This is a genomic window from Nakamurella sp. PAMC28650, from assembly GCF_014303395.1.
Taxonomy (GTDB): Bacteria; Actinomycetota; Actinomycetes; order Mycobacteriales; family Nakamurellaceae; genus Nakamurella.
The window spans coordinates 2,462,176-2,485,111 of the sequence record NZ_CP060298.1 but is presented as its reverse complement, the minus strand read 5'-3'; the positions used below and the strand labels follow the sequence as shown (position 1 = coordinate 2,485,111).

The following is a 22,936-nucleotide window of genomic DNA, read 5'->3' as shown; positions in this document are numbered from 1 at the left end:
GGCCGACCGGCCGACCGGGTGACGTCCGGCGCTTCTCGTTCCTGCCCGACCTGTGAGCGGCGTGCGTGCCGTCAGGCCGCCGGACACGTGATGCCGGCCTTGAGGCTCACCTTCCAGAAGGAGCCGTCGTGGCTGGCCCCCACGTCCACGCGGGTGTAGTCGTAGATCGTGCTGATCGGCGCGGCGCTCGACAGGTGCGCGGCGAAGTAGTCCCAGATCAGGTAAGCCTTGCCGGCGACGATGTCGGCGGAACACGGTTTCACGAGTTCCAGGTTGCCGAGCGCGAGGTCGCCGTACAGGGCGACGACCGGTGCCGACCACCAACCGTTGCCGTACAGGGTGTCGCCCTGTTTCTGCAGCGATTCGGCCGCCGTGGCGACCTGCTCGACCTGCGCGTCGCCGACGGTCGGGAGAGTCTGGCTGCCCAGCGCGACGGACAGTTGCAGATTTGCCGTGGTGATGCCCGGCAGGATGCTCAGGAAGCCCAGCACCCCCGCCACGCCCCAGGCGATGCCCAGGATCGTGTTGCGGCGTGTGCTGCGCACGACGACGGGACGGGAAGCCCGGGCATTCCAGTGGTCCTTGGCCATTCCGATCAGCAGCAGGTAGAGCAGTGCGATGACCACGAGCGCGATGATCACCCGGCGGAGCCATGCCTTCGAGGTCGGGGTGATGGCGAGCCACCAGACCAGGTAGCCGCCGGCGTAGATGGCCAGCATCACGGACAGCAGGGCCGCCGGCCTGGCGAGCCAGGTACGCCAGGATTCACGTCTGGCCAGGAACAGCCCGACCAGCACCGCGAAGGGCAGTGCCAACACCATGAGCAGGATGGCGGTATCGATCCCGGTGGCCGCCCCGAGCAGATGCAGGTGATCCCCGATCTTCCGCAAGATCGAGATCTTGGGATCGGCAGTCACGAGGCCCTGGCCGACGCCCGTCTGGGCAGCGGCATCGGCCACCCCACCGCTGGAGACGCCCGCCTGGGCCCCGGCACTGGCGAGTTGATTGCTCCAATAGTTCGTGAACGCCCTCACCGACCCCAACGAGACCAGCCGTTGCAGTTCCACGAGCGCGACCGGAACGGCGGCGAGCAGAACCGAGGCGGCCAGCTTCCAGCGCCTGATCGCCGGACGGGCCAGGGCGAGCCCGATCACTCCGACGGCCAGAACCGGGAACGCGAGGGCAGCGATGATCTTGACGGTGAACGCGAGACCGACGAGCACCCAGGCCACGCCGGACGCGACCACGGGGCGACGCATTCCACTCGCTGCGGCACCGACCAAGGCGAAGCCGGCCAGGACCAGGGCCGCCACGACGTATTCGCCGTAGCCGTGGAGCCCGTTCTCCACCATGCCGGGCAAGGCTTGCGTAGCCGTGGGTCGTCCCCCGACGCAGAACAACACTGCCGACGGCCCGATAATCCGCATCACCGGCCAGCGGCGCAATGTCAGGCTCACCGTGACGAGCAGCAGGGCCAGGAAGATGAGGTTGGGCAACTCGAAGACGATGCTGGAGGTACCCAGCACCTTGATCAGGGCCGCGGCCAGGAACAGGAAGGCCCCCGAGGTCTGGATCTCGCCCGGGAACAGGGTGACGCCGCCGTAGTTGCGGACGAAACCGAGGCCGTCGCTCAGATTGCTGGCGACCTGCAGGTTCATCGCCCCGTCGAACGACGGGGCGGAGTGCCAGGCGAAGCGGACCATGATCGCCAGGGGTACCAGCACACCGAGCACGGCCCCAACGCGGAGCCACGGGATCCCGCGCGGTGACGCTGCGACCTGCGGCCGCACCGACGGGTCGACGGTCCCCGACGCATCGGGCGCGGCGGCCGCAGCGCCGTCGGAAGCCGTGCCGGTGTCGACCGGCCGCTCGATGCTGGTGCCGGCCGTCATCGAGCCGAGTTCGCTAGTGTGATCACCTTCTGAGAATACCCGAACGGGGTAAAGAGATGGTCGAATCCGGGCATCGTTCCGGCCGGGTAGCCTTGCCTGACCGGTCCGCAGGGGGTCCCGGGATATGATCGGACGGCCCTGCCGGCCTCGGGAAGACCGATTCCAGTCGCGTCCGGGCCCCGCGGCGAGTCTGCGGTGGGCTGTTCTCCCCGGCGCCGAATAATGGCGCCACCTGCGCTGCGGACGCGGTCCGTGGCCACGACACTCGAGCGAAACGGAAATCTGACCTTGGTGGTTGTCGATCGGGCACGGGCGCAGAACCGTCTCCGCTGGGAGCTGTTGAGCGGCATCATCCGGAAAGACCTCCAGGTCAAGTACCAGGGCAGTGTGCTCGGATTCCTGTGGTCCCTGGCCAATCCACTCGTGCTGCTGGTGGTCTACTCCTTCGTCTTCGGCGTGGTGCTGAAGTCGGGGATCCCGCACTTCGGGTACTACCTGATGGCCGGTCTGCTGATCTGGAACTTCTTCTCCGGGTCCGTGCAGACCGCATGCGGATGCGTGATCGGAAATGCGGGGCTGGTCCAGAAGGTCCCGTTCCCCCTGACGGTGCTCCCGCTGGCGGCCGTCGGATTCAACCTGATCCATCTGGTGCTGCAGCTAGGGACGATGATGGTGGTGATGGCCGCGACCGGCTACACGGCGATGATCGGGCCAGGGCTGATCCTGATCTTCCCGGCCGTCGCGGTGGCCGGCGTCCTTGCCGTCGGCGTCTCGTTCCTGGTGGCCGCACTCAACGTCCGTTACAAGGACACCACCCACATCGTCGAGATCCTGCTGATGGCCGGTTTCTGGGTCAACCCCATCGTCTACGCGATCGTGCAGGTCTACCACGAACTCGGCGGCTGGGCCTGGCTCTACTGGGTCAATCCGATGGCCTCCGTGGTGGTCACCATGCAGCGCGCCATCTACGCGGCCGACGTACCCATCAACGGGTCGACGGACAAGGTGCTGGTCAGCACCCAGTGGTCCTTCTACCTGGAGCACCTGGCCCTGGGCGCCGCCATCTCGGCGGCGATCTTCGCCCTCGGGTTCGCCGTGTACAAGCGGATGTCGGCCGACTTCGCGGAAAACATCTGAATGAGCCTCTCCGCCGATCCCATGCCGGAGGCCGGCCCTGCCGACGCCTCGCCTGCCCCCGGGGCGGTCATGCCGATCATCTCGGCGCGGAACGTGCGCAAGCAGTTCCGGACCAGTAGCGTACGTGCGACCTCGCTCAAGGAACAGATCATCCGCCGCCGCGCCGAGCAGTCCGAGGACTTCGTCGCGATCAGTGATTTCAGCGCTGACATCATGCCCGGCTCGACCGTCGGCCTGATCGGTCCCAACGGTTCGGGCAAGTCGACGATGCTCAAGATCCTGTCCGGCATCCTGAGGCCGACCTCGGGAAAGGTGACCGTCGAGGGTCGGATCGCCTCCCTGCTCGAGCTGGGCGCCGGTTTCAACGGCGAGCTCACCGGACGCGAGAACGTCTACCTCAACGCGTCACTGCTCGGGCTCAGCCGGCTGGAGACCGATGCGGCGATGGAGTCGATCATCGAGTTCTCCGAGTTGGCCGAATTCATCGACCAGCCGGTGAAGCACTACTCGTCCGGCATGTACGTCCGGCTGGGCTTCGCGGTCGCGATCCACGTCGATCCCGACGTCCTGCTGGTGGACGAGGTGCTCGCCGTCGGCGACGAGGCCTTCCAGCGCAAGTGCATGGAGAAGATCCAGGAATTCCAGGAGAACGGCAAGACCATCCTGTTCGTCTCGCACTCGCTCTCCCAGGTCCAGGAGCTGTGCACCAGGGCCATCGTCCTGAACAAGGGCGTGATCGTGGACGACAGCGAACCGGAGGGTGCCATCGAGACGCTGCGCCGGATCATGGGCACCGACGAGCCGCCGAAACCGCTCACGCTGGTTCCGGACGGAGGTATCGAGTTCGGCCGGATCTTCGTCTCGACGCCGCACGGGGACCGGCCCGTCGCCGCCATCGCGCCCCGTGAGGACTTCGACATCGTCACCGAGGTGCGGGTCGACGACCACTGGGCTTCGCTCATCGATCGGGTCGAGGTGATGGCGGTGGGCCCGCTGGACCTCCCGTTGTTCTCGGCCACCGCCTACCGGAACGACCTACCGGCCGACAGCGGCCGGTGGTGGATGCGCTTCTCCTTCGGCGCCCGGATGCCGATCCGCGCCGTCATCCGCGTGTCGGTCCAGGTCTTCGACAGGGACGGGAAGACCCTGGCGCACACCAGATCCGCACAGGTCCACCGGATCGAAGACCATCTGGCCCCCGGCCTGATGCTGCTCGACCACCAGATGACCACCGGCCTCGACGATGCGGCTCCAGCAGGCGTGACCGCCGTACGTACAGGGGTTCTCCGATGACCGCACCACCAGTTCCGTCGACGCCGGAGCACGCAGCGACCGACGCGATCGCCACCGTCATCATCGTCAACTACAACGGCGCCCACATGCTTCCGGGATGCCTGGACGGCCTGGCCGCCCAGACGATGCCGGCCGGGTCGTTCCGCACGGTGGTGGTGGACAACGCATCTGCCGACCCCTCCCGCGACCTGATCACCGAGGGCTACCCGGAGGTCGAGCTCCTCACCTCCTACGTCAACCGGGGGTTCGCCGGCGGTAACAACGTGGCCCTGCGTCGGACCCGCACGAAGTACTCGGTGCTGCTGAACAACGACGCCATCCCCGAGCCGACCTGGCTGGAGAACCTGCTGAAGCCGCTCGAGGCGGACACCACCGGTGAACTGGTCGCGACCAGTTCCAAGATCGTGTTCATGCCGCGGTTCGTCCAGGTGGAGGTGAAGACCGAGGCCTTCCTGCCCGGCGGGCTCGATCCGCGGGAACTCGGAGCGCGGATCTACCAGGTCTGGGTCGACGGGAAGGACGTCACGAACAAGGTCCTCTTCGAGAAGGCCACCTTCGGCCCGGAGGGACACCAGCACGAGCAGTACCGCTGGTCGTTCCCCGAAGGCGTGCTGATGGTCCCGATGCCACGGCACGCCGACGACCGGGAGGAGCACGAGGTCCTCATCACCACGATGACCCGGCCGCACATCCCGGTCACCTTCTCCACGGCCCGCTCCACCGTCACCGTGGTCAGCACCAGCGACGCCGGCAAGCCCATCGACGCCGTGCTGGCCGTCATGGCGGACGAGCCCCGTTTCGACGTGGTCAACAACGTCGGCGGCATCGTCTTCGTGGACGGGTCCGGGGCCGATCGGGGCTTCCAGGAGGTCGACCACGGCCAGTACGAGGTGGCGGAAGAGGTCTTCGCCGCCTGCGGCAACGGTATTGCGATGCGCACCGAGTCGGCCAGGAGGATCGGCTTCTTCGACGAGCGCTACTTCATGTACTACGAGGACATCGACCTGTCCTGGCGGTTGCGGGCCCAGGGGGGACGCATCGAGTACGTACCGGATGCGGTGCTGCGCCACCTGCACTCCGCCAGCTCGACCCCCTGGTCACCCAGGTGGCTGTTCCACGTCGAACGGAACCGCCTCTACACGCTCACCAAGGACGCCACCGGTCCCCGGGCCGTCCGAGGGGTCGGCCGGTTCGTCGGGACGACCGCGAAGATGGCCCTGCGCATGGCGGTGTCGACGGTGCGCACCCGCCGGCGACCGGCTCTGGGCCAGTTGAAGGTCCGCGTGAAGATCATGGGTTCCTACAGTCATCAGCTGCCGGGGCTGCTGGTCACCCGCCGTCAGTTGCGGCGCTCGGCAGTCGTCGGGCGCGAAGAACTCGAGAATTGGTTGGTCACCAGCAGATGAAAACCGCCGTCTACGACCGTTTCTGGCCGTCGCAGGGGGGCGGCGAGCGTTACGCCGGCATGATGGCCGTCGGCCTGGCCCGGCAGGGGCACGAGGTGGATCTGCTCTCCACGGTCGACGTCGACATCGACGCGCTGGCCAGCCACCTCTCGCTGGACCTGACCGGCGTCAAGGTCAGGGTCGTCCCGGATCCGGAGGAATCCAAGATCGCCAGGGCGACCGCCGAGTACGACCTGGTGGTGAACTCGACCTACATGTCCAGCATGGTGCCGCGATCCGCCCGCTCCGCCCTGGTCTGCTTCTTCCCCACCCCGCTCGATCACGAGCTGAGCGATACCCGCCGGCGGCTGGCCCGGTCGATCGGCGCCCGGATGCACAACCCGAGCCAGATCCACGGGTTCGGCTACGGCACCGGCTGGTACCCGCCGGAGGGCGGCCTGCGGACCAAGTGGTCCTGGAGCCGCGGCGATGCGCTGCTGGAACTACCGCACGGCGGCCGGGAACTGATGGCACTGACTCTCGGACGCCCAGGGGCGCAGGGGCCGGCCAAGGTCCGAATCCTGGACCAGGACGGCACCCAGGTGCTACGGACGTCGGTGTCGCAGAACTTCCGGCGCCTCGAGATCCAGGTACCGGCCCGGGATTCGGCCCGGACCCTGCGACTGGTCTCCGACACCTTCTCGCCCCCTGGCGATGATCGCGAACTCGGGGTGGCCATGCTCCGCGGCAACCTGAGGTCGCGCTTCGCCTCCCCCGGGCGGCTGCTGCGGGCGTTCCCGTGGCTGGCACTGGGCAAGCAGAATCTCGACCACCTCCAGAAATACGATTCCATCGTCTCCATCTCCCACTACACCCAGTCATGGATCTCCCGTCTGTGGGACGCCGACTCCGACCTGCTCTTCCCTCCGATCGACGTCGAGAAGATGCGGCCCAGCGTCGAACGCGACCACACCATCGTCGCCATCGGGCGCTTCTTCGACCCGAGCCGGGGCCATTCCAAGCGTCAGCTCGAGATGGTGGACATCTTCGCCGAACTGGTAAACGGTCGACATCTGCCGCCGGGTTGGACCCTGCATCTGATCGGCGGTTGCGAGGTGGAGAACCGGCCGTACTTCGAGAAGGTGATGGCCGCCTCCGAGGGGCTGCCGATCGTCCTGCACCCCAACGCCTCCCGCAAGAAGCTGGAAAGCCTGGTGAACCGGGCCTCGATCGTCTGGTCGGCCACCGGGATGAAGGAGGACACCGAGCGCAAGCCGTGGCGCAACGAACACTTCGGCATGACGACGGCCGAGGCGATGGCCGCCGGCTGCGTGCCGGTGGTGATCGACCGGGCCGGTCAGCAGGAGATCGTCCGGGAGGGAATCGACGGGTTCCGTTGGGAGACCAAGGCACAGGCGATCGAACTGACCGCCAGGGTCGCCCGCGACGCTGAATTGCGTGCCCGGATGAGCATCTCGTCGATCCTGCGGGCGCGTGACTTCTCCGACGCCGCCTTCGAGGCGCGGTGGGCCGAGATCTGCGAAGAGCGGCACCTGCTGGACGGCGGCCGGGGCTGACACCCTCGGCCGGACCCACCCGGCACCCCCGGCTGCGGGTCGGGGTCGACGCCACCCCCCTGCTGGGTCAGCGCACCGGGATCGGCCGGTTCGTGCACCATCTGGTCGAGGGCCTGGCCCAGATGCCGGACATCGAGCTCGCCGCCACGGCGTTCACCCTCCGGGGTTGGAGGTCGCTGGCCGCCGCACTGCCGCCCGGTGTGCGACGACGAGGGATACCGGTACCGGCGCGTGCGCTGCGCAAGGCCTGGGGTTCTTCGTCATTCCCCCCGGTGGAGCTGCTGGCGGGGCGGATGGACGTCTTCCACGCCACTAACTACGTCCTGCCGCCGCTGCGCAGGGCCGCCGGAGTGCTGTCGGTGCACGACCTGTCGTTCCTGCACCTTCCGGCCACCGTGCACCCGGATTCGCTGGTCTACCGCGAACTGGTCCCGCAAGGTCTGCGGCGGGCGGCGGCGGTGTGCGCCCTGACCGCGGTGACCGCCGACGAGATCGCGCAGACGTATGGATTCCCGCGGGAGCGGATCGTCGTGACGCCGCTGGGGGTCGACCAAACCTGGTTCACCGCAGCCGGACCCGACGACGATCTGGAGGCGCGGCTGTCCCTTCCCTCCGAATACCTGCTCTTCGTCGGCACCAGGGAGCCGCGGAAGGGACTGAGCACCCTGGCTGCGGCGCACCGGCAGCTACGTGCGATCGACGCCGATGTCCCGCCGTTGGTGCTGGTCGGCGGCAGCGGATGGGGTGGCGAGCTCCCGTCCCAGCCGGGCATCATCACGGTCCCCTACCTCGACCAGGCCGACCTGCCGTCGGTGGTCGCAGGGGCGGTAGCCCTGGTGATGCCCTCGGTCTACGAGGGCTTCGGCCTGCCGATCCTGGAGGCCATGGCCTGCGGGACGCCGGTCGTCATCAGCGATTCGCCGGCGATGGTCGAGGTCGCTGGCGGTCGCGCGGCGGTCTTCCCGGTCGGCGACGCCGAATCGCTCGCGGACAGGATCTCCGAGGTCCTGACCGGTCGGCACCCGGAGGCCGGGGATCTGCGGGCCTATGCCGCCGGGTGGACGTGGTCCGCCTGCGTGGCGGCGGCGCTGGCCGCGTACCGGATGGCCGCGCAGCAGTGACGGGGACGCAGGACTGACGCCGAGACAGGGCTGACGCGGACGCAGATCGGGCCGGACCCGCACGCGTGGTGCGGGTCCGGCCCGATCGGTGCAATCCAGCTGTGTCAGCTCGTTGCGGTGGTAGCGGTCAGATGTGGATCGACAGGTTGGAGGTGTAGCCGCGCCAGACCTTGGTGTAGGCCTCGATCTGCCGGTAGGCCGCGCCGTTGCCGTTGATGAAGGTCACCCGGATCTTGTAGGGCTGACCGGCCGCCACTCCGGAGGCGAGCGAGACGAAACGGTACTGACCCACGCCGTACCGGTCACCCGCGCCCCACCCCTCGACCACATGGCCTTCCGGGGAGAAGGTGGACCAGGTGTAGATCTGCACGCAGTTCGTGTTCCTGGTGCCGCCGCAGTGGGCCGGATCGGTGACCTGGCCACTGGAGTTCACCAGTCGGGCCTGGATGTTGCCGGTCGTGCCGCCGTAGGCAGGTGTCGTCGGCGCCGTCAGGTGCACATAGGTCGACACCGGGACCACCCGGCGGTTGGTCCAGCCGTACTTGCGCTCGTCCGGCTCGCCGGCGCAGTTCATCCCGCACGGGCTGCCGGTGTAGGCGCGCGTGTAGGTCTCGATCCAGACCGCGGTGGCGTTGGCCGGCAGGTAGGAGACCGAGAACCGGGAGTCGACCCTTCCCTCTGCCACCCCCTTGACGTTGTGCTGGACGCTGCCCATGGTCTGGCCGGCGAATCCGACGAAGTGGTTCAGCTGCACGATCGCGCTGTAGCCGTAGGCCACGCAGCCGCCCAGATCGATGGTCTGGCCGGCCGCGTTCACCAGGTTGAACCCGATGGTCGCGTTGACCCCCTTGCCGTCCTGGCCCGTCAGGTCACCGGCGAACTGCCGCGAGCTGATCGGCGAGCAGCGGTGGGCGATCGGCGTCCGGCCGTCTGCGGTGTTGTCGTACTGCGGGTTACCGCCGGCGGCCCCCCACCCCGAGGCACTGGCGGAGATCTGCGGGACGACCGTCATCGACGCCACGACCAACAGCGCGGCGAGCAGGAGTTTTTTCAGCATCTAGCTACTATAAGTCGCCGTCCGTAGCGTTGCGTAGTAGCAGATCAGTGATCAATCACCTACCTTTGACGGTCCGTCACACGTTTGACGGGCGTGCACACGGATCAGCGACCCGGTCCGGCCCCCGAACGCACACCGTGTACGAAACGCGGGTGCCAGGTGAGCGGAAGGTGCCCAGGGACACGAATGGGTCGCATTCCAATCAATCGGATGCAGCGGCGCGCGAAGCCGGGATTCAGCGGCTGGCCAGTGCGATCAGGCGGGCGGCCTTCAGCTCGGTCTCCTGCCATTCGGCCTCGGGATCGGACAGATGGGTGATACCGGCGCCGGTGCCGAAGTTCAGCGTCCGGCCCCCGTCGGGGTCGGCGGCGGTGAAGAAGGTACGGATGCCGACGGCCAGCACCGCCTCGCCGTGGTCGGCGTCGACGAAGCCGACCGCGCCGCAGTAGGGACCCCGCGGTACCGGCTCCCACTCGCCGATCACCTGCAGCGCGGTGTACTTCGGCGCACCGGACACCGATCCGGGAGGAAAGGTCGCGCCCAGCAGGGACTCCCACCCCACGCCGGGGACGAGTCGGGCCCGGATCGTCGAGACCAGGTGCGCGATGCCGGGGTGCTCCTCACGGACGGCGAGCCGCGTCACCCGCACCGAACCGGGCATCGCGACCCGTCCGAGATCATTGCGGACCAGATCCGTGATCATGATGTTCTCGGGAAAATCCTTGGCGGCGAAGGGTTCTCCGGACCGTGTGGTGCCCTTCATCGGCGAGCTGTGCACCTCCGACCCGGAACGGGACAGGAACAGCTCGGGGGACGCCGTCACCACCCAGTCGTCACCGGTGTGCAGCATCCCCTGGTAGGGCGAAGGATTGCCGTCGGCCAGCCGGACGGCGAGCGCCCACGGATCGGCCGTCGGCGGCAACGGCGCCGAGAGCATCCGGCAGAGATTGACCTGGTACACGTCGCCGGCGGCGATCCGTTCCCGGATGGCCGCCACTCCCCCGATGTACTCGTCGTGACCGGCCGAGCTGCGCCACTCCGATCGATCGGGTCCCCGCCAACCCGCGGCGGGTCGATCGCCGGCCACGGACGACATCGCCTCCGCCAGGCTCATCCTCCGGACGTGCCCGAACCGGTAGGCCCTGATCCGTCCTTCGAAGGTGCCGAGCACCGCCCACCAACCGCCCGCTTCGAGCGCATCGGGACGCTCGCGGAGGTCGGCGACGTCGATCAGATCAGTGGCCAGCCGCCCACCGAGGTAGGCCGTCGGGACGCCGGCCCACCCCGCGGGTACGAGCCGCGCGGCCGGGCCGGACACCGTGCTGTCGATGGACATCGTGCCGCCAGCGTAGTGGCCGGGCCGGGCCTTCCGGCTCCCCACCGTCCGGTCGGGCCGGCCCGAGGACCACTACCGCAGGTGGTTGTACTGACCGCCGGTCCCGGCCCTGGCGATGGCGGCCGGATCCACCTCGGTCGTCGTCTGGACGCCGCCGACCTGGGACCACGACGTGAGCAGCGACGGAACTCCGTTGACCACCCGGTAGACGGGTGTGGTTCCGGCACCGCGGATGTAGGTGGTGGTGGCCGGATACCGCTTGATGTGCACCCACACCCCACCCTCGCCTGCGCGGCTCACGACGGCCGGATCGACCTGCACGGTCGGTCGGGGGTGACCGAACGGGGCCCACGTGGCCACGAAGATCGGGGCGCCCCCCGCCATCCGATAGGTCAGGTTGTTGCCGTAGGTCTTGATGAAGGTGCCGTCCGCGGGAGTCGCACGGAGATGGTTCCAGACCCCCAGCTGCCCGGCGTTGGAGATGGCGGCCGGATCGACGTACAGGTACGGGTGCGGCCCGCCGACGACGGCCCATGACGAGACGTAGGTCGGAGCACCGCCCACGACGCGGAAGAGCTGGCCGAACGGCGCGGTCCGGAGCAGTGTTCCATCGACCGGGGTCTTCGGCATCGCCAGGAGCTGGGCGTGCGAGACCCTGACGATCTGGTGCCTGCTGCCGCCCAGGAATCTCCAGGAGGAGACGTAGACCGGGGCTCCGCCGACCACGCGGTACACCGCCGTCGTGCCGGTGTCGACGATGAAGGTGCCGTTGGCGAATCTCGGTGCGGAGGCGGGTGTGCCCACCGGCGGGGCCGGCCTGACCACCGGCGGAGCCGGCCTGATCACCGGCGGGGCCGGCGTAACGACCGGCGGAATGGGCCTGATCACGGGCGGGGCCGGGGTGATCACCGGCGGGGTGACGGCCTGACCGGGCTGCACCGCATCGGTGAACTCGGTGGTGTTGAACAGCCCGTGCGAGCCGCTGACGGTCCCCATCCCGATGTAGCGGTAGTTCCGGGACAGGATGTTGGCCCGATGCCCCGTTGAGTTCATGTAGGCGGTGAAGATCTGCTGGGCGGTGCTGGCCGTGGACGAGGACCAGGCGACGTTCTCGCCCCAGCTGGTCCGGTTGGCCGCACCGTACGGCGAGGCGGTCAACATCGTCCAGGCGTTCGTATTGTGCGCAAGCGTGTAGTTGTTGACGCCGCCCGCCTCCTGCGAGGACCACCAGAGGGAGAGCCGGGTGAGACCGACGGCCTCGGTCAGGGCCGGCGCCCCGTCGGCCGATCTGGCCTGGTTCACCAGCTGGATCATCTGCTGGTCGAAGCCGACCATCTGCGCCGTGGCCGCCATCGAGGCGGAGGACGCGGCGACGGACGTCCGGGCGGGCGTCGAGGCGCCGGCCGATGTCGCGGTCAGGACGGCGGCGACCGACACCGCCGAAATGACGGCACCCAGCCACCTGGGCCACCGACTGGAACCGACCCTGTTGTTGTTCGACCCGACCTTGTGCAAACCAACCACTCCAGTCACTCAGCGTCATAGCGCGAAACGCACTGTCCCTGGCACCGAGTGTAATTTCTTGTACACACTGAGTGACAGGTTCGTGAGAGTGAAAGAGTTCCGGGCCAAAATCGGCCGAAATGACGTGCTCATTCCGGGAGTGTCACTCTTCGATGGCGTCCTCTCGCTGATATACGCGGCGGCTGCCTCAGGCGGGTTGGTCCGGCATCGAACGGCTACGGAGGGTCATCACCGGGTGATCCGCCACCACCGCGCCCGGACCGCCCCCGCACTGCCCCGTTCCGTCAGGACGGGACGAACCCGGACCGGTGGGCGGCGAAGGCCGTGGCGAGCGCGGTGCGCCAGTTACCCAGGGGGGCCAGCCCGGCCTCGGACCAGGCGCGGCCCGACAGCACCGAGTAGGCGGGCCGCGGCGCAGGGCGGGGGAAGGCTTCCGTGGTCGTCGGCAGGACGCGGTCCGGATCGGCACCGAGTTCGGCGAAGACGGCCCGCGCGAGCCCCCACCAGGTGGTCTCGCCCGCCCCGGTCGCGTGCAGCACGCCGCCCGGCACGTCCGACCCGGCCAGTTCGATCAGACCCGCGGCCAGGTCCGCCGACCAGGTCGGCGACCCGCGTTGGTCGTCGACGACGGTGATCGTGTCGTGCCTGGATTCCAGGAGGGCCATCGTCTTGACGAAGTTGGGGCCGCCGACGCCGTACACCCAGGCCGTCCTGACCACGTGGGCACCCGGGTGGGCGGCGCGGACGGCCTGCTCCCCGGCCAACTTGGTCGAGCCGTAGACGCTGCGCGGACCCGTCGGGTCGTCGATCTCGTAGGGCCGGGTCCCGTCACCGGGAAAGACGTAGTCGGTGGAGACGTGGATCAGGCCCAGGCCCTGGGAGACAGCCGCTCTCGCAAGATTTGCGGCACCGGTCACGTTCACCGCGAAGGCGTCGTCCGGGTTCGTCTGCGCCGCGTCGACCGCCGTGTAGGCCGCAGCGTTGATGATCACGGCCGGCCGGTCACCCGCAGCGGAGAACGTCGTGACGGCGGCGTGCACCGCCGCGGCGTCGGTGATGTCCAGGTCGGCCGAGCCCAGCCCGTGCGCATCGATGCCGGCCGCTGCAGCGGCCCGCAGGAGGTCCGAGCCGAGCTGGCCCCGGGCACCGGTGATCAGTAGTCGCGTCATCAGGTGACCCCGCCGTCAGCGATCGATGACGGCGCGGCCCTTGAGCGGCTCCCACCAGTCACGGTGGTTCCGGTACCAGGCGACGGTGTCGGACAGACCCTGCTCGAACGGGACCTGGGGGCTGTAGCCGAGCTCGGCGTGGATCTTGGAGATGTCCACCGAGTAGCGCTTGTCGTGGCCGCCGCCCCGGGGGTCGTGGATCCGCTCGATGAACGACTCGTCGCGCCCGGTCGCCTCGATCAGCTTGTAGGTCAGCTCGGCGTTGGTCAGTTCGGTCCCGCCCCCGATGTTGTAGACCTCTCCGGGCCGGCCGCCGACCAGCACGAGCGCGATGCCGCGGCAGTGGTCGTCGACGTGGAGCCAGTCCCGGACGTTCGTCCCCTCGCCGTAGAGCGGCACGGTGGCGCCGTCCATCAGGTTGGTGACGAACAGCGGGATGACCTTCTCCGGGAACTGGTACGGACCGTAGTTGTTGGAGCAACGGGTGATCGCGACCGGCACGCCGTGCGTCTTCGCGTAGGCCCTGGCGATCAGATCGGAGGAGGCCTTGGACGCGGAGTAGGGCGAATTCGGCTGCAGGGGCCAGCTCTCGTCCCACGAGCCCTCGTCGATGGATCCGTAGACCTCGTCGGTGGAGACGTGCACGAATTTGGTGAGCTTCGTCGACAGCGCAGCCTGCAACAGGGTCTGGGTGCCCAGTACGTTCGTCAGCACGAAATCGGCCCCGCCCAGGATCGACCGGTCGACGTGCGACTCGGCCGCGAAGTGCACGACCGCGTCGGCCTCGCCGACCAGTCTGGTGGCCAGCTCGGCGTCGCAGATGTCTCCATGGACGAACACGTACCGGTCGGAGTCCTCGACGCTCGCCAGGTTTGCCAGGTTGCCCGCGTAGGTCAGCTTGTCCAGCACCGTGACGTGGGCTCCCTCCAGACCGGGGTAGGCGTCGGCCAGGAGGTTACGGGTGAATGCCGAGCCGATGAACCCGGCTCCACCGGTCACGAGGATGCGCATGGTCGGTCATTGTGCCCCACCCGCGCGACCCCCACCGTCACAGCGAGCGGCACATGTGACGTGCCCCGCGCTGCACGGGGATTTTTTCACCGGTCCGCCCGGTTCGGGCTACCCGGGGTTGCCGGGTGCGGTCGCTACGCTCAGTTCGGTCGAGGCGTCCGGCGCAACCGCACCTCGCCATCGGGCGTCCCTGCATCAGGGCGCCCGCCGTGCGGGTCACCGACCCGCGCACGCCAGGCGCCCCGTCCACACCGCCGAGAGAGGTCCGTGCCATGAACAGGTCCCCCGACAACGATCCGCAACGCGGGCCGCGTCGTTACGGGCCCGGCGGTTCATCAGATCCGGGCCGGCCCCAGGTGCCACCGCGCGGTCAGGGCCCTGATCCACGCGGTCAAGGCCCTGGTCCGTACGGTCAGGGCCCTGATCCGTACGGTCGGGGTCCGGTGCCGCCCCGCGCTCCGGGTCAGGGCCGGCCGCCGCAACCGGGACAGGCGCCGCAACCGGGGCAGGCGCCCTGGCCGGGTCAGGCCGGGCCGGGCCAGCCGACGCCGGGTCGTCCCGACCCTCGTCGGGCCTGGTCGGAGGCGGCCGACCAACCAGACCGGACGGCGGTCTACCCGCCCGGCGTTCTCGGCTACGACGCCCCGGCGCAGGGCGACCCCCGCCTGCGCGGCCGGCAGCCGCCCCCGGTCCGGCGACCGGTACTCCCGCCCGATCAGCAGTACGGCCCCCGGCAGCCCGTCGGGTTCGAGCCGGGGCTGCCCGTGCCGGAGCAGACCCGCCGCACGCCGGGCGTGATCGTCGCCGGCCGGCTCATCGCCGGCGTGCTGTCGGTGGCCGTCCTGGCCGGCGTCGCGTTCGGATCGATATTCCTCAAGAACGCCGACGACAAGATCCAGAAGGGCCCGAGCACGGCGACCGCCGGCGAGGCCGGTGTGCTCTTCCGCGGCGGTACGAACATCATGTTGATCGGTTCGGACGCGCGTACCGACCAGCAGGGCAACCCGTTGACGGCGGCCCAGCTGGCTGCGGTCAGCACCCAGGCCGACGGCGGCGGGATCAACACCGACACGATCATGATCGTGCACATCCCGCAGGGTGGCGGCCGGGCGACGGCGGTCTCGCTCCCCCGCGACACCTGGATCCCGCAGTCCATCACCGACCAGGTCAAGGGCCCCTACGACGACGGGACCAAGGGGCCCTACAAGGCCAACAAGATCAACTCCTTCTACAGCACGGCCAAGGCCTACCAGCAGCAGTACGACGTGACCAAGGGCGGGATGACGGCCGCGCAGCGCGAGGTCGACTCCGACAACGCCGGCCGGACCGAGCTGCAGGCCATCGTGCAGGCGTTCACCGGACTGCGGATCGACCACTACGCCGAGGTCAACCTGATCGGCTTCTACACGCTGTCCAACGCCATCGGCGGTGTGCCGGTCTGCCTGAACGCGGCAGTCAACGACCCGTTCTCCGGCGCCGTCTTCAAGGCCGGTCCCCAGGTGGTGCAGGGCAGTACGGCGATGGCGTTCGTCCGTCAGCGCCACGGCCTGCCCAACGGCGATCTCGACCGCGTTCGCCGGCAGCAGGCCTTCCTCTCGGGGGCGACCAGCAAGATGCTCTCGGCCGGCGTCCTCACCTCGCCGAGCAAGTTGTCGGGTCTGCTGGATGCAGCAGGCAAGGCCGTCGTGCTGGACTCGGGTTTCGACCTGACGGGCTTCGCCGAGCAGATGTCGAACCTGTCCGGCGGGAACGTCAAGTTCGAGACGATGCCGACCACCGGATCCTCGACGGCCAGCGGCACTGACGCGTTGGCCACCGACCCGGCCCAGCTCAAGGCCTTCTTCAAGGCGATCGACGGCTCGTCCGGCAGCGACAGCGCCGCCGCCACCACCGCCGCCAGGTCCAGCGCGAAGTCGAGCACCACCGCGGCCGCCGCGCAGGTCGATCCGGCCTCGGTGACCGTCGACGTGCAGAACGCCACCCGGATCAACAACCTGGCGGCCTCGGTGTCCGCCGCGCTCAGCACGGCCGGGTTCAAGGCCGGCGACATCACCACGTTCCCGGGCGTCACCTCCGCCAACCAGCACGCCACGACCACCATCTCCTACCCGTCCGGCGCGAAGGCGGCCGCGGTCTCGGTGCAGAAGGCCCTGGGCGGCAAGGGCACCCTGGTCCAGGACGACTCCATCGGCAGCGGGCACGTGTCGGTGGCGGCCGGCCGGGACATGCCGGCTCCGTCCGGCCTGCGCGCCGTTGGCGCAGCGGGAGCCGCCGCCGGAGCCGCTGCCGGTTCCGTCGGCATCGCGGCCGGTGCCGTCGCCGCGGCCCCCACCACCACGTCCGGTCCGGCCCCGATCACGGCCGCCACGGTCGGCTGCGTCAACTGATGCCGCTCGGTACCGACGGCCTGACGGCGGCCCTGCTCGGTCCGCTGCTGCGCGGGGACGGTCATCGTCCCCGGCTGACGACGTATTCCGGCGGGTTCCGCACCGAGCTGTCGACCGCCTCGCTGGCCAACTGGTCGGCCAAGGTGGCCGGGCTGCTGCTGGACGAACTCGGTTGCCGCAGCGGTGATCTCGTCTTCGTCGGGGTGGGCGCGGGCTGGCAGTGCGCACCGATCCTGCTGGGCAGCTGGTGGGCCGGATTGACCGTCACCGACCTCGATCTGCCCGAAGCTTCGGCCGCCTTCGTCCCGGACGGCGCCGACCCCGCCCTGGGCGCCTCCGACGAGGTCTTCGTGGTGTCCGGCCACCCGCTCGGCGCGCCGAGCCGGGCGGTCGCACCGCATCAGCGGGACTTCACCACCGCTGTGCTCCCCCAGGCCGACCGCTTCTCGCCGCGCAGCAGGGTGGACGCGGATGCGGCGGCGCTCCGGACGGCCGAGGGCGACGTGAGCGTCTCGGACCTGCTCGCACTGGCCGAGGCCGCCGGCCTTGCCCCGGGGGCACGCCTGTTCTCCACGCTGCCGTGGACGCTGCCGGGCGGTGTCGCCGGCACCCTGCTCGCCGCCCTCGCCGTCGACGGCTCTGTGGTCCACTCCGACTCGGCCGGCCAGGTGCTGCTCGATCAGGTCCTGGCCGAGAAAGCCACCGCCACCGCCGGCTTCGACGCCCCGGGACTTCCGCGCCCGGTGGATTCGGTCCCTTCGGAGGGGTGATACCCCGTTGAAGGGACCGAATCGGGTCGACCGCTAGCGCAGCAGCGACCGCGCCATCACCAGTCGCTGCACCTGGTTGGTGCCCTCGTAGATCTGGGTGATCTTGGCGTCGCGCATCATCCGCTCGACCGGGAAGTCACGGGTGTAGCCGGCTCCGCCGAGCAGCTGCACGGCATCCACGGTCACCTTCATCGCCACATCGGAGGCGAAGCACTTGGACGCCGAGGCCAGGAACCCCTTGTTGGCATCGCCCCGCTCGCTGGCTGCGGCCGACTGGTAGATCAACGTGCGGGCCGCCTCGATCTCCATCGCCATGTCCGCGATCATGAACTGCAGGCCCTGGAACTCGGCCAGCTTCTTGCCGAACTGCTTGCGCTCCTTGACGTAGGCCACCGCCACGTCCAGTGCGCCCTGCGCGATGCCGACGGCCTGCGCGCCGATCGTCGGGCGGGTGTGATCGAGCGTCAGGAGCGCCGTCTTGAACCCGGTGCCCGGCGCGCCGATGATCCGGTCGCCAGGGATCCGGCAGTTCTCGAAGTGGATCTCGCGCGTCGGCGAACCCTTGATGCCGAGCTTGCGCTCCTTGGTGCCGACCACGAAGCCCGGGTCGTCCTTGTGCACCACGAACGCGCTGATGCCGTTGGCCTTCTTGTCGGGGTCCGTCACCGCCATCACCGTGTACCAGGTCGAGACGCCCGCGTTGGTGATCCAGCACTTCGTCCCGTTCAGGATCCAGTCGTCGCCGTCGGCCTTGGCCCTGGTCCGCATCGCGGCCGCATCACTGCCGGCCTCGCGCTCGGAAAGCGCGTAGGAGATCATCGCCTCGCCGGATGCGATCGAGGGCAGCACCTGCTTCTTCAGCTCTTCCGAGGCCGACAGGATGATGGGCATCGACCCGAGCTTGTTGACGGCCGGGATCAGCGACGAGGAAGCACAGACCCGCGCGACCTCTTCGATCACGATGACGGTGGCCACCGCGTCGGCGCCGGCCCCCTCGTAGGCCTCTGGGATGTGCACGGCGTTGAAACCCGAGGTGTCCAGCGCCTTCTGGGCCTCGATCGGGTAGCGCTCGTTCTCGTCCACCTCCGCGGCCCAGGGCTGGATCTCGCGCTCGGCGATCTCCCGGACCGCCTCGCGGATGGCGCGGTGGTCTTCGGAAAGGCTGAACATGTCGGTGTCTACTGTGCTCATCGGCCTGGTCCCAGTGGTGTTCGTGCCAGCGCAGCCTCTTTGCTACTGGTCAGTAACTTCGTACTCTAGTCCTGACCGGCCGGCTGCTCCACGGTAGCGTCACCGTGATGATCACCGCAGTACGGAACGACCGACCGACCGACGGTGCCCGATGAGTCGACTGGACGAGGTCGGCGACCGCGAGTCGTGGCGCTGCTGGTTGTGCGACGAGCCGGTCGATGCGAACAAGTCGGTGAACGACGGCCGCGGACCGAGCATCGACAGCATCAACACCGCCGGCAGGAACGGGAAGAGCAAGCCGGGACCCGAGCGGCTGGCCCATCGCGCCTGCAACACCAGGAAGGGCGCCGTCAAACCCGTGGTGCCGTGGCCGGATCGGCTGTTCGTCATCGAACCGGCGCCGATCATCGGGGTGGTGGAGAGACTGGGCCGCAAGGGCGGTCGCGAGGTGGTCGCCCGCTGCCCCACCCAGGCGGACGCCCAGGAGGCCGGCAGGTGGCTGGTCGACCGACTCTCCCGGCTGGCCCCCGAACTGGACGTCACCGCCACCGCCGAGTCCGGCGGCGGACAGTTCATGCTGGTGCTGCAGACCCGCTGACATCACAAAACCACCGGCGGGATTCCGCTCAGGACGAGGCGCCGGAGTAGCGGCGCAGCCCACGGCGGAAGTACCAGCGGGTGGCGACGGACAGCACCACCGCGAGCCCTACGGCCAGGACCCAGGTTCCGCCGCTCGACCGTCCGGTGAGGGCCTGCGCCGGGACCGTCACCGCGAACCCGATCGGAACCACGAAGGTCAGACCGATCCGCAACCAGCCCGGGTAGATGCTGATCGGCCAGCGACCGGCCTGGAAGAACCCCTCGAAGAGCTCGACGATCTGCTCGACCTGCACCACCCAGAACGCGGTGATGGTCAGCAGCATCCAGAAGCAGTAGATGATCACCGTGCCGACGACCAGCATCGCGACGAACGCGAGGATCGAGCCGATGCTCAGCCGCCGACCCAGCTGCCCGATGGCGACGATGATCACCACCAACCCGGCCAAGATGTCGGTGGCCTGCCAGATCTGCACCGACCTGGCGCTCGCGAACAGCTGCGCGCCCACCGGTTTGGTCAGCACGAAGTCGAACGTGCCGTTCCTGATGTCTTCCATCAACATCGTCATGTTCGGTTGGATGACGGCCTGCACGATCCCGCCGATCAGCGTGAAGACTCCCATCACCAGCAGCAGTTCGGGGTGGCTCCACCCGTCCAGGCGGTCGACCTGACCGAACACGAGGGCAACGGTGGCCAGGCCGGTCCCCAGGGCGAGCAGCGACTGGAACACCGACAGGAAGAAGTTGACCCGGTACTGCAGCTCGTTGAGGATGCTCATCCGCAGCAGCAGACGGACCACCGCCAGGGATCTCATCAGTTGCCGACCGCGGTGTAACGCCGGACGGCCCGTTTCCAGACCACCGCGACCAGCAGGGACCCGATGCCGATCCATCCGAACTGCTCGGCCAGCCCGCTCCACAGCGCGGCGGTGCTGATCGGGCCGGTCAGTGCCTGGATCGGGAAGCCGAACGTCGAGGCGAACGGCAGGAAGTGGGCCAGCGCGCGCACCCACCCCGGCATGATCTGCAGCGGCACCAACCGGCCGGACAGCAGGAGTTCCACGGCGAAGTACAGCTGGTAGAGCGCACCGACCCTGGTGGTCCAGAACGACACCATTCCCAACACCCACAAGAACAGCGTCCTGATCAGGAACGCCGCCCAGATGGCGATGACGAACACCACGATCTGGGCGACGTCAGGATCCAGGGTGGGCCTGAAGACGAGCGACAGGACCAGGGCGATCGGGATCCAGAACAGGATCACCACGAATTTCCAGCCGGCGAAGTAGGCGATGTCGTGATGGATCGGATGGATCGGCCGCAGCAGGGCCCCGGACATCTCGCCGGACCTGATCCGCCGTTCCCAGCCGTACGGGGTGAAGACGATGTTCATGTTCCGGACCAGCGTCCAGACGATGTAGTAGGCGGCCAGGTTGCCGACGCTCAGCCCGGCCACCGAACCGCCGGCCTGACGCGCCACCGTCGTCCAGATCACCAGGTAGATCACGGGTTCCGCGATCATCCCGATCATGTAGAGGTAGTTGCCCATCCGGTACTGGAACTCGGTGATGAGAGCGGACTTCATCGTCGTCAGGTAGAAGTCGGCCATCGAACGCACCCGACCGGGCTCCCTGGTCAGCCCCTCCAGGGGTGGCGGCACGCTCACCGCGGGGCCGGGTCCGGCGCCTGGTCGACATCGGGCTGCTGGGCGAAGACCATCTCGATGACGTCGTCGATCGGCGGATCCTCGACCGTCAGGTCCAGCACCGCATGATCGGCCAGCAGGGCCGCCGTCACCGCGGCGGTGTCGGCCTTGGCCACCCGCAGGGTCACCTTCTCGGCATCCTGCCCGACCACCTCGCCGTAGCGGGAGAGGTCGCAGGCGCTCTCCAGGGTGACCTCGATCGTCTTGTAGGAGGCGAAGTCCTCCGCCAGCTGCGCGAGTTGCCCGTCGAAGAGCAGCCGACCGTGGTGGATCACCACCACCCGGCGGGCCAGCGCCTGGACGTCGGCCATGTAGTGGCTGGTCAGCACCACCGTCGCGCCGTATCGCACGTTGTAGTTTGCGATGAACGACCTGATCCGCTTCTGCATGACGACGTCGAGCCCGATCGTCGGCTCGTCCAGGAACAGCACGCTCGGCAGATGCAGCAGGGACCCCACGATCTCCACCTTCATCCGCTCGCCGAGCGACAGGGTCCGGACCGGCTTGCGCACCAGGTCGCCGACGTCCAGCAGTTCGACCAACTCTTCGCGGGTCCGGCGGAACTGCCCGGGAGGAATCTGGTAGACGGCGCGGTTCAGCTCGAAGGAGTCCGAGGCCGGGATGTCCCACTGGAGCTGGTTGCGGTTGCCCATCACCAGCGCGATCTTGCGGAGGAACTCCCGCTGCCGGCGCTGCGGCTCGTAACCGAGCACCCGCACCCGCCCCGAGGTCGGGAACAGCAGGCCGGACAACACCTTCAGCGTGGTCGTCTTGCCCGCTCCGTTCGGCCCGAGAAAGCCGATCACCTCGCCGGGATCGATCGTCAGGCTGATCCCGCCGACGGCAGTGACCGTCTTCGTCCGACGGTGCACCAGACTCTTCAGCGCAGCGCCCAGTCCGGCCTCCCGCTCCGGTACCTGGAAACTCTTGATCAGTGCATCCAGCTCGATGGCCGGTTCCCCACCCTGCATCCGCGCAGCCCCTCCTCGGCCAGGGGAGACCCGGCCGGGCCATCCCGGTTGCTCTCCCCGCACACCCTTTCAGCCCGCGGCCCGGTGGGCCAGCGGATATCAGCCGTCCCCGTCGGCCGCTGCTTTCGCAGACCACACCTGGAACGGCGGTCCCTGCTGCGCGGTCGTCGACAGGTCACGCCGGAAGACCCCGGCGACTTCGACACGCGAACCATCGGCGAGCACCGCGGGATCACCGCCCATCAACTGGGCGAGCAGTCCTCCGCGATCATCCAGCAGGACGACCGCACCCCGCTCCACCCCCTCCCGCACGACGCCCAGCAGCGTCTGAGGCTTCGGCGGCTCTTCCGTGACGGTCAGCCGGGCGAGCACCGAGGGGGGAATGGCGCCGACACGCCGGGTCTCCGGTTTGTCCGATTCACCCATCGAAACCTCCTGACGCTCAGCAGAAATGGCACATTCTGGGCTGGATGGACCGTCATCGCACCCGAATCCGGATTAGCTCTTCGATGAACTCATTCTGACCGATCAGCCCAACCTGCGCCAGCGAATCGCCGAGAATCGAGCATCGCGTGCACCATTTCGTGCACCGATCGGGTGATTACCGTCGCTACCTCTCGCGTTTTACGAGTATTACCCGAGGATTACCCGATGCCATTTCGCCCGGATAACGACCCGGGTGGTTGCCAAGGCTGCCGGGCCGGGTGAGGATGGCCCTGGGTCCACCACAGGTGTCGCACAGCCAGACCTCCCGGCGAGTTCTGGCGGCGGGGTCCGGTGGCGAGGTCTCTGGTCAGATCTCGTCGAACTGAC

19 protein-coding genes are annotated in these 22,936 nt (G+C 68.6%); 8 read left to right on the top strand and 11 right to left on the bottom strand.

From position 1 onward, the window contains the following. Positions 1 to 71 precede the first annotated feature (71 nt). Positions 72 to 1,892, bottom strand: a complete 1,821-nt coding sequence (locus tag H7F38_RS11295; RefSeq protein ID WP_187094139.1) for a hypothetical protein — start codon at positions 1,890 to 1,892, stop codon at positions 72 to 74. Positions 1,893 to 2,183: 291 nt separating this feature from the next. On the opposite strand from H7F38_RS11295, the gene H7F38_RS11290 reads away from it, so the two are divergent. The 5 genes from H7F38_RS11290 to H7F38_RS11270 are packed head-to-tail and all read left to right on the top strand — an operon-like array spanning position 2,184 to position 8,405. Beyond that, positions 2,184 to 3,029, top strand: a complete 846-nt coding sequence (locus H7F38_RS11290) for an ABC transporter permease (protein ID WP_255498415.1) — start codon at positions 2,184 to 2,186, stop codon at positions 3,027 to 3,029. After that, positions 3,030 to 4,322 (top strand): ABC transporter ATP-binding protein, encoded by a 1,293-nt coding sequence (locus H7F38_RS11285; RefSeq protein ID WP_255498338.1) that lies wholly within the window; start codon positions 3,030 to 3,032, stop codon positions 4,320 to 4,322. Next, complete coding sequence (locus tag H7F38_RS11280) at positions 4,319 to 5,728, top strand: glycosyltransferase family 2 protein (RefSeq protein WP_187094137.1); 1,410 nt, start codon at positions 4,319 to 4,321, stop codon at positions 5,726 to 5,728. Before H7F38_RS11285 ends, H7F38_RS11280 begins: the two co-directional genes overlap by 4 nt. Further along, the gene (locus H7F38_RS11275) at positions 5,725 to 7,284 is read left to right on the top strand and encodes a glycosyltransferase (RefSeq protein WP_187094136.1); all 1,560 of its coding nucleotides are present in this window, start codon (positions 5,725 to 5,727) and stop codon (positions 7,282 to 7,284) included. The genes H7F38_RS11280 and H7F38_RS11275 overlap by 4 nt, the downstream gene beginning before the upstream one ends. Next, positions 7,233 to 8,405, top strand: coding sequence for a glycosyltransferase family 1 protein (locus H7F38_RS11270; protein WP_222618596.1), 1,173 nt, complete (start codon positions 7,233 to 7,235; stop codon positions 8,403 to 8,405). The genes H7F38_RS11275 and H7F38_RS11270 overlap by 52 nt, the downstream gene beginning before the upstream one ends. 127 nt (positions 8,406 to 8,532) lie before the next feature. Here H7F38_RS11270 and H7F38_RS11265 read toward each other — a convergent pair whose 3' ends face one another. From H7F38_RS11265 to rfbB, 5 genes are all read right to left on the bottom strand, one after another. Continuing rightward, entirely contained in the window at positions 8,533 to 9,462 is a 930-nt protein-coding gene (locus tag H7F38_RS11265) for a hypothetical protein (protein WP_187094135.1), read from the bottom strand. Positions 9,463 to 9,697: 235 nt separating this feature from the next. Continuing rightward, a complete protein-coding gene (locus tag H7F38_RS11260; protein ID WP_187094134.1) occupies positions 9,698 to 10,798 on the bottom strand; it encodes a chorismate-binding protein in 1,101 nt (366 codons plus the stop codon). Between the two features lie 72 nt (positions 10,799 to 10,870). Continuing rightward, positions 10,871 to 12,235 (bottom strand): CAP domain-containing protein, encoded by a 1,365-nt coding sequence (locus H7F38_RS11255; RefSeq protein ID WP_187094133.1) that lies wholly within the window; start codon positions 12,233 to 12,235, stop codon positions 10,871 to 10,873. 371 nt (positions 12,236 to 12,606) lie between these two features. Beyond that, complete coding sequence (gene rfbD / locus H7F38_RS11250; protein ID WP_187094132.1) at positions 12,607 to 13,491, bottom strand: dTDP-4-dehydrorhamnose reductase; 885 nt, start codon at positions 13,489 to 13,491, stop codon at positions 12,607 to 12,609. 15 nt (positions 13,492 to 13,506) lie between these two features. Next, on the bottom strand, positions 13,507 to 14,502 hold the full coding sequence (gene rfbB / locus H7F38_RS11245) for a dTDP-glucose 4,6-dehydratase (protein WP_187094131.1): 996 nt from the start codon (positions 14,500 to 14,502) through the stop codon (positions 13,507 to 13,509). Between the two features lie 443 nt (positions 14,503 to 14,945). Between rfbB and H7F38_RS11240 the strand changes: the two genes are divergently transcribed. Beyond that, positions 14,946 to 16,889 carry an LCP family protein gene (locus H7F38_RS11240; RefSeq protein ID WP_187094130.1) on the top strand — a complete coding sequence of 648 codons (1,944 nt, stop codon included), beginning with the start codon at positions 14,946 to 14,948 and terminating at the stop codon, positions 16,887 to 16,889. Beyond that, on the top strand, positions 16,889 to 17,659 hold the full coding sequence (locus H7F38_RS11235) for a TIGR03089 family protein (protein ID WP_187094129.1): 771 nt from the start codon (positions 16,889 to 16,891) through the stop codon (positions 17,657 to 17,659). Before H7F38_RS11240 ends, H7F38_RS11235 begins: the two co-directional genes overlap by 1 nt. A gap of 33 nt (positions 17,660 to 17,692) precedes the next feature. Here H7F38_RS11235 and H7F38_RS11230 read toward each other — a convergent pair whose 3' ends face one another. Continuing rightward, positions 17,693 to 18,850 (bottom strand): acyl-CoA dehydrogenase family protein, encoded by a 1,158-nt coding sequence (locus tag H7F38_RS11230; RefSeq protein ID WP_187094128.1) that lies wholly within the window; start codon positions 18,848 to 18,850, stop codon positions 17,693 to 17,695. Positions 18,851 to 19,001: 151 nt separating this feature from the next. Here H7F38_RS11230 and H7F38_RS11225 point away from each other — a divergent pair, with 151 nt between their 5' ends. Then, complete coding sequence (locus H7F38_RS11225) at positions 19,002 to 19,448, top strand: hypothetical protein (protein ID WP_187094127.1); 447 nt, start codon at positions 19,002 to 19,004, stop codon at positions 19,446 to 19,448. A 28-nt stretch (positions 19,449 to 19,476) separates the two neighbouring features. On the opposite strand, the gene H7F38_RS11220 is transcribed toward H7F38_RS11225, so the two are convergent. The 4 genes from H7F38_RS11220 to H7F38_RS11205 all read right to left on the bottom strand — a co-directional run bounded on the left by H7F38_RS11220 (position 19,477) and on the right by H7F38_RS11205 (position 22,549). Continuing rightward, entirely contained in the window at positions 19,477 to 20,262 is a 786-nt protein-coding gene (locus H7F38_RS11220) for an ABC transporter permease (protein WP_187094126.1), read from the bottom strand. Then, a complete protein-coding gene (locus tag H7F38_RS11215; RefSeq protein ID WP_222618595.1) occupies positions 20,262 to 21,113 on the bottom strand; it encodes an ABC-2 family transporter protein in 852 nt (283 codons plus the stop codon). Before H7F38_RS11215 ends, H7F38_RS11220 begins: the two co-directional genes overlap by 1 nt. Beyond that, positions 21,110 to 22,123, bottom strand: coding sequence for an ATP-binding cassette domain-containing protein (locus H7F38_RS11210; protein ID WP_187094125.1), 1,014 nt, complete (start codon positions 22,121 to 22,123; stop codon positions 21,110 to 21,112). The genes H7F38_RS11215 and H7F38_RS11210 overlap by 4 nt, the downstream gene beginning before the upstream one ends. A 99-nt stretch (positions 22,124 to 22,222) precedes the next feature. Next, positions 22,223 to 22,549, bottom strand: a complete 327-nt coding sequence (locus H7F38_RS11205; protein ID WP_187094124.1) for a hypothetical protein — start codon at positions 22,547 to 22,549, stop codon at positions 22,223 to 22,225. Positions 22,550 to 22,936: the final 387 nt, after the last annotated feature.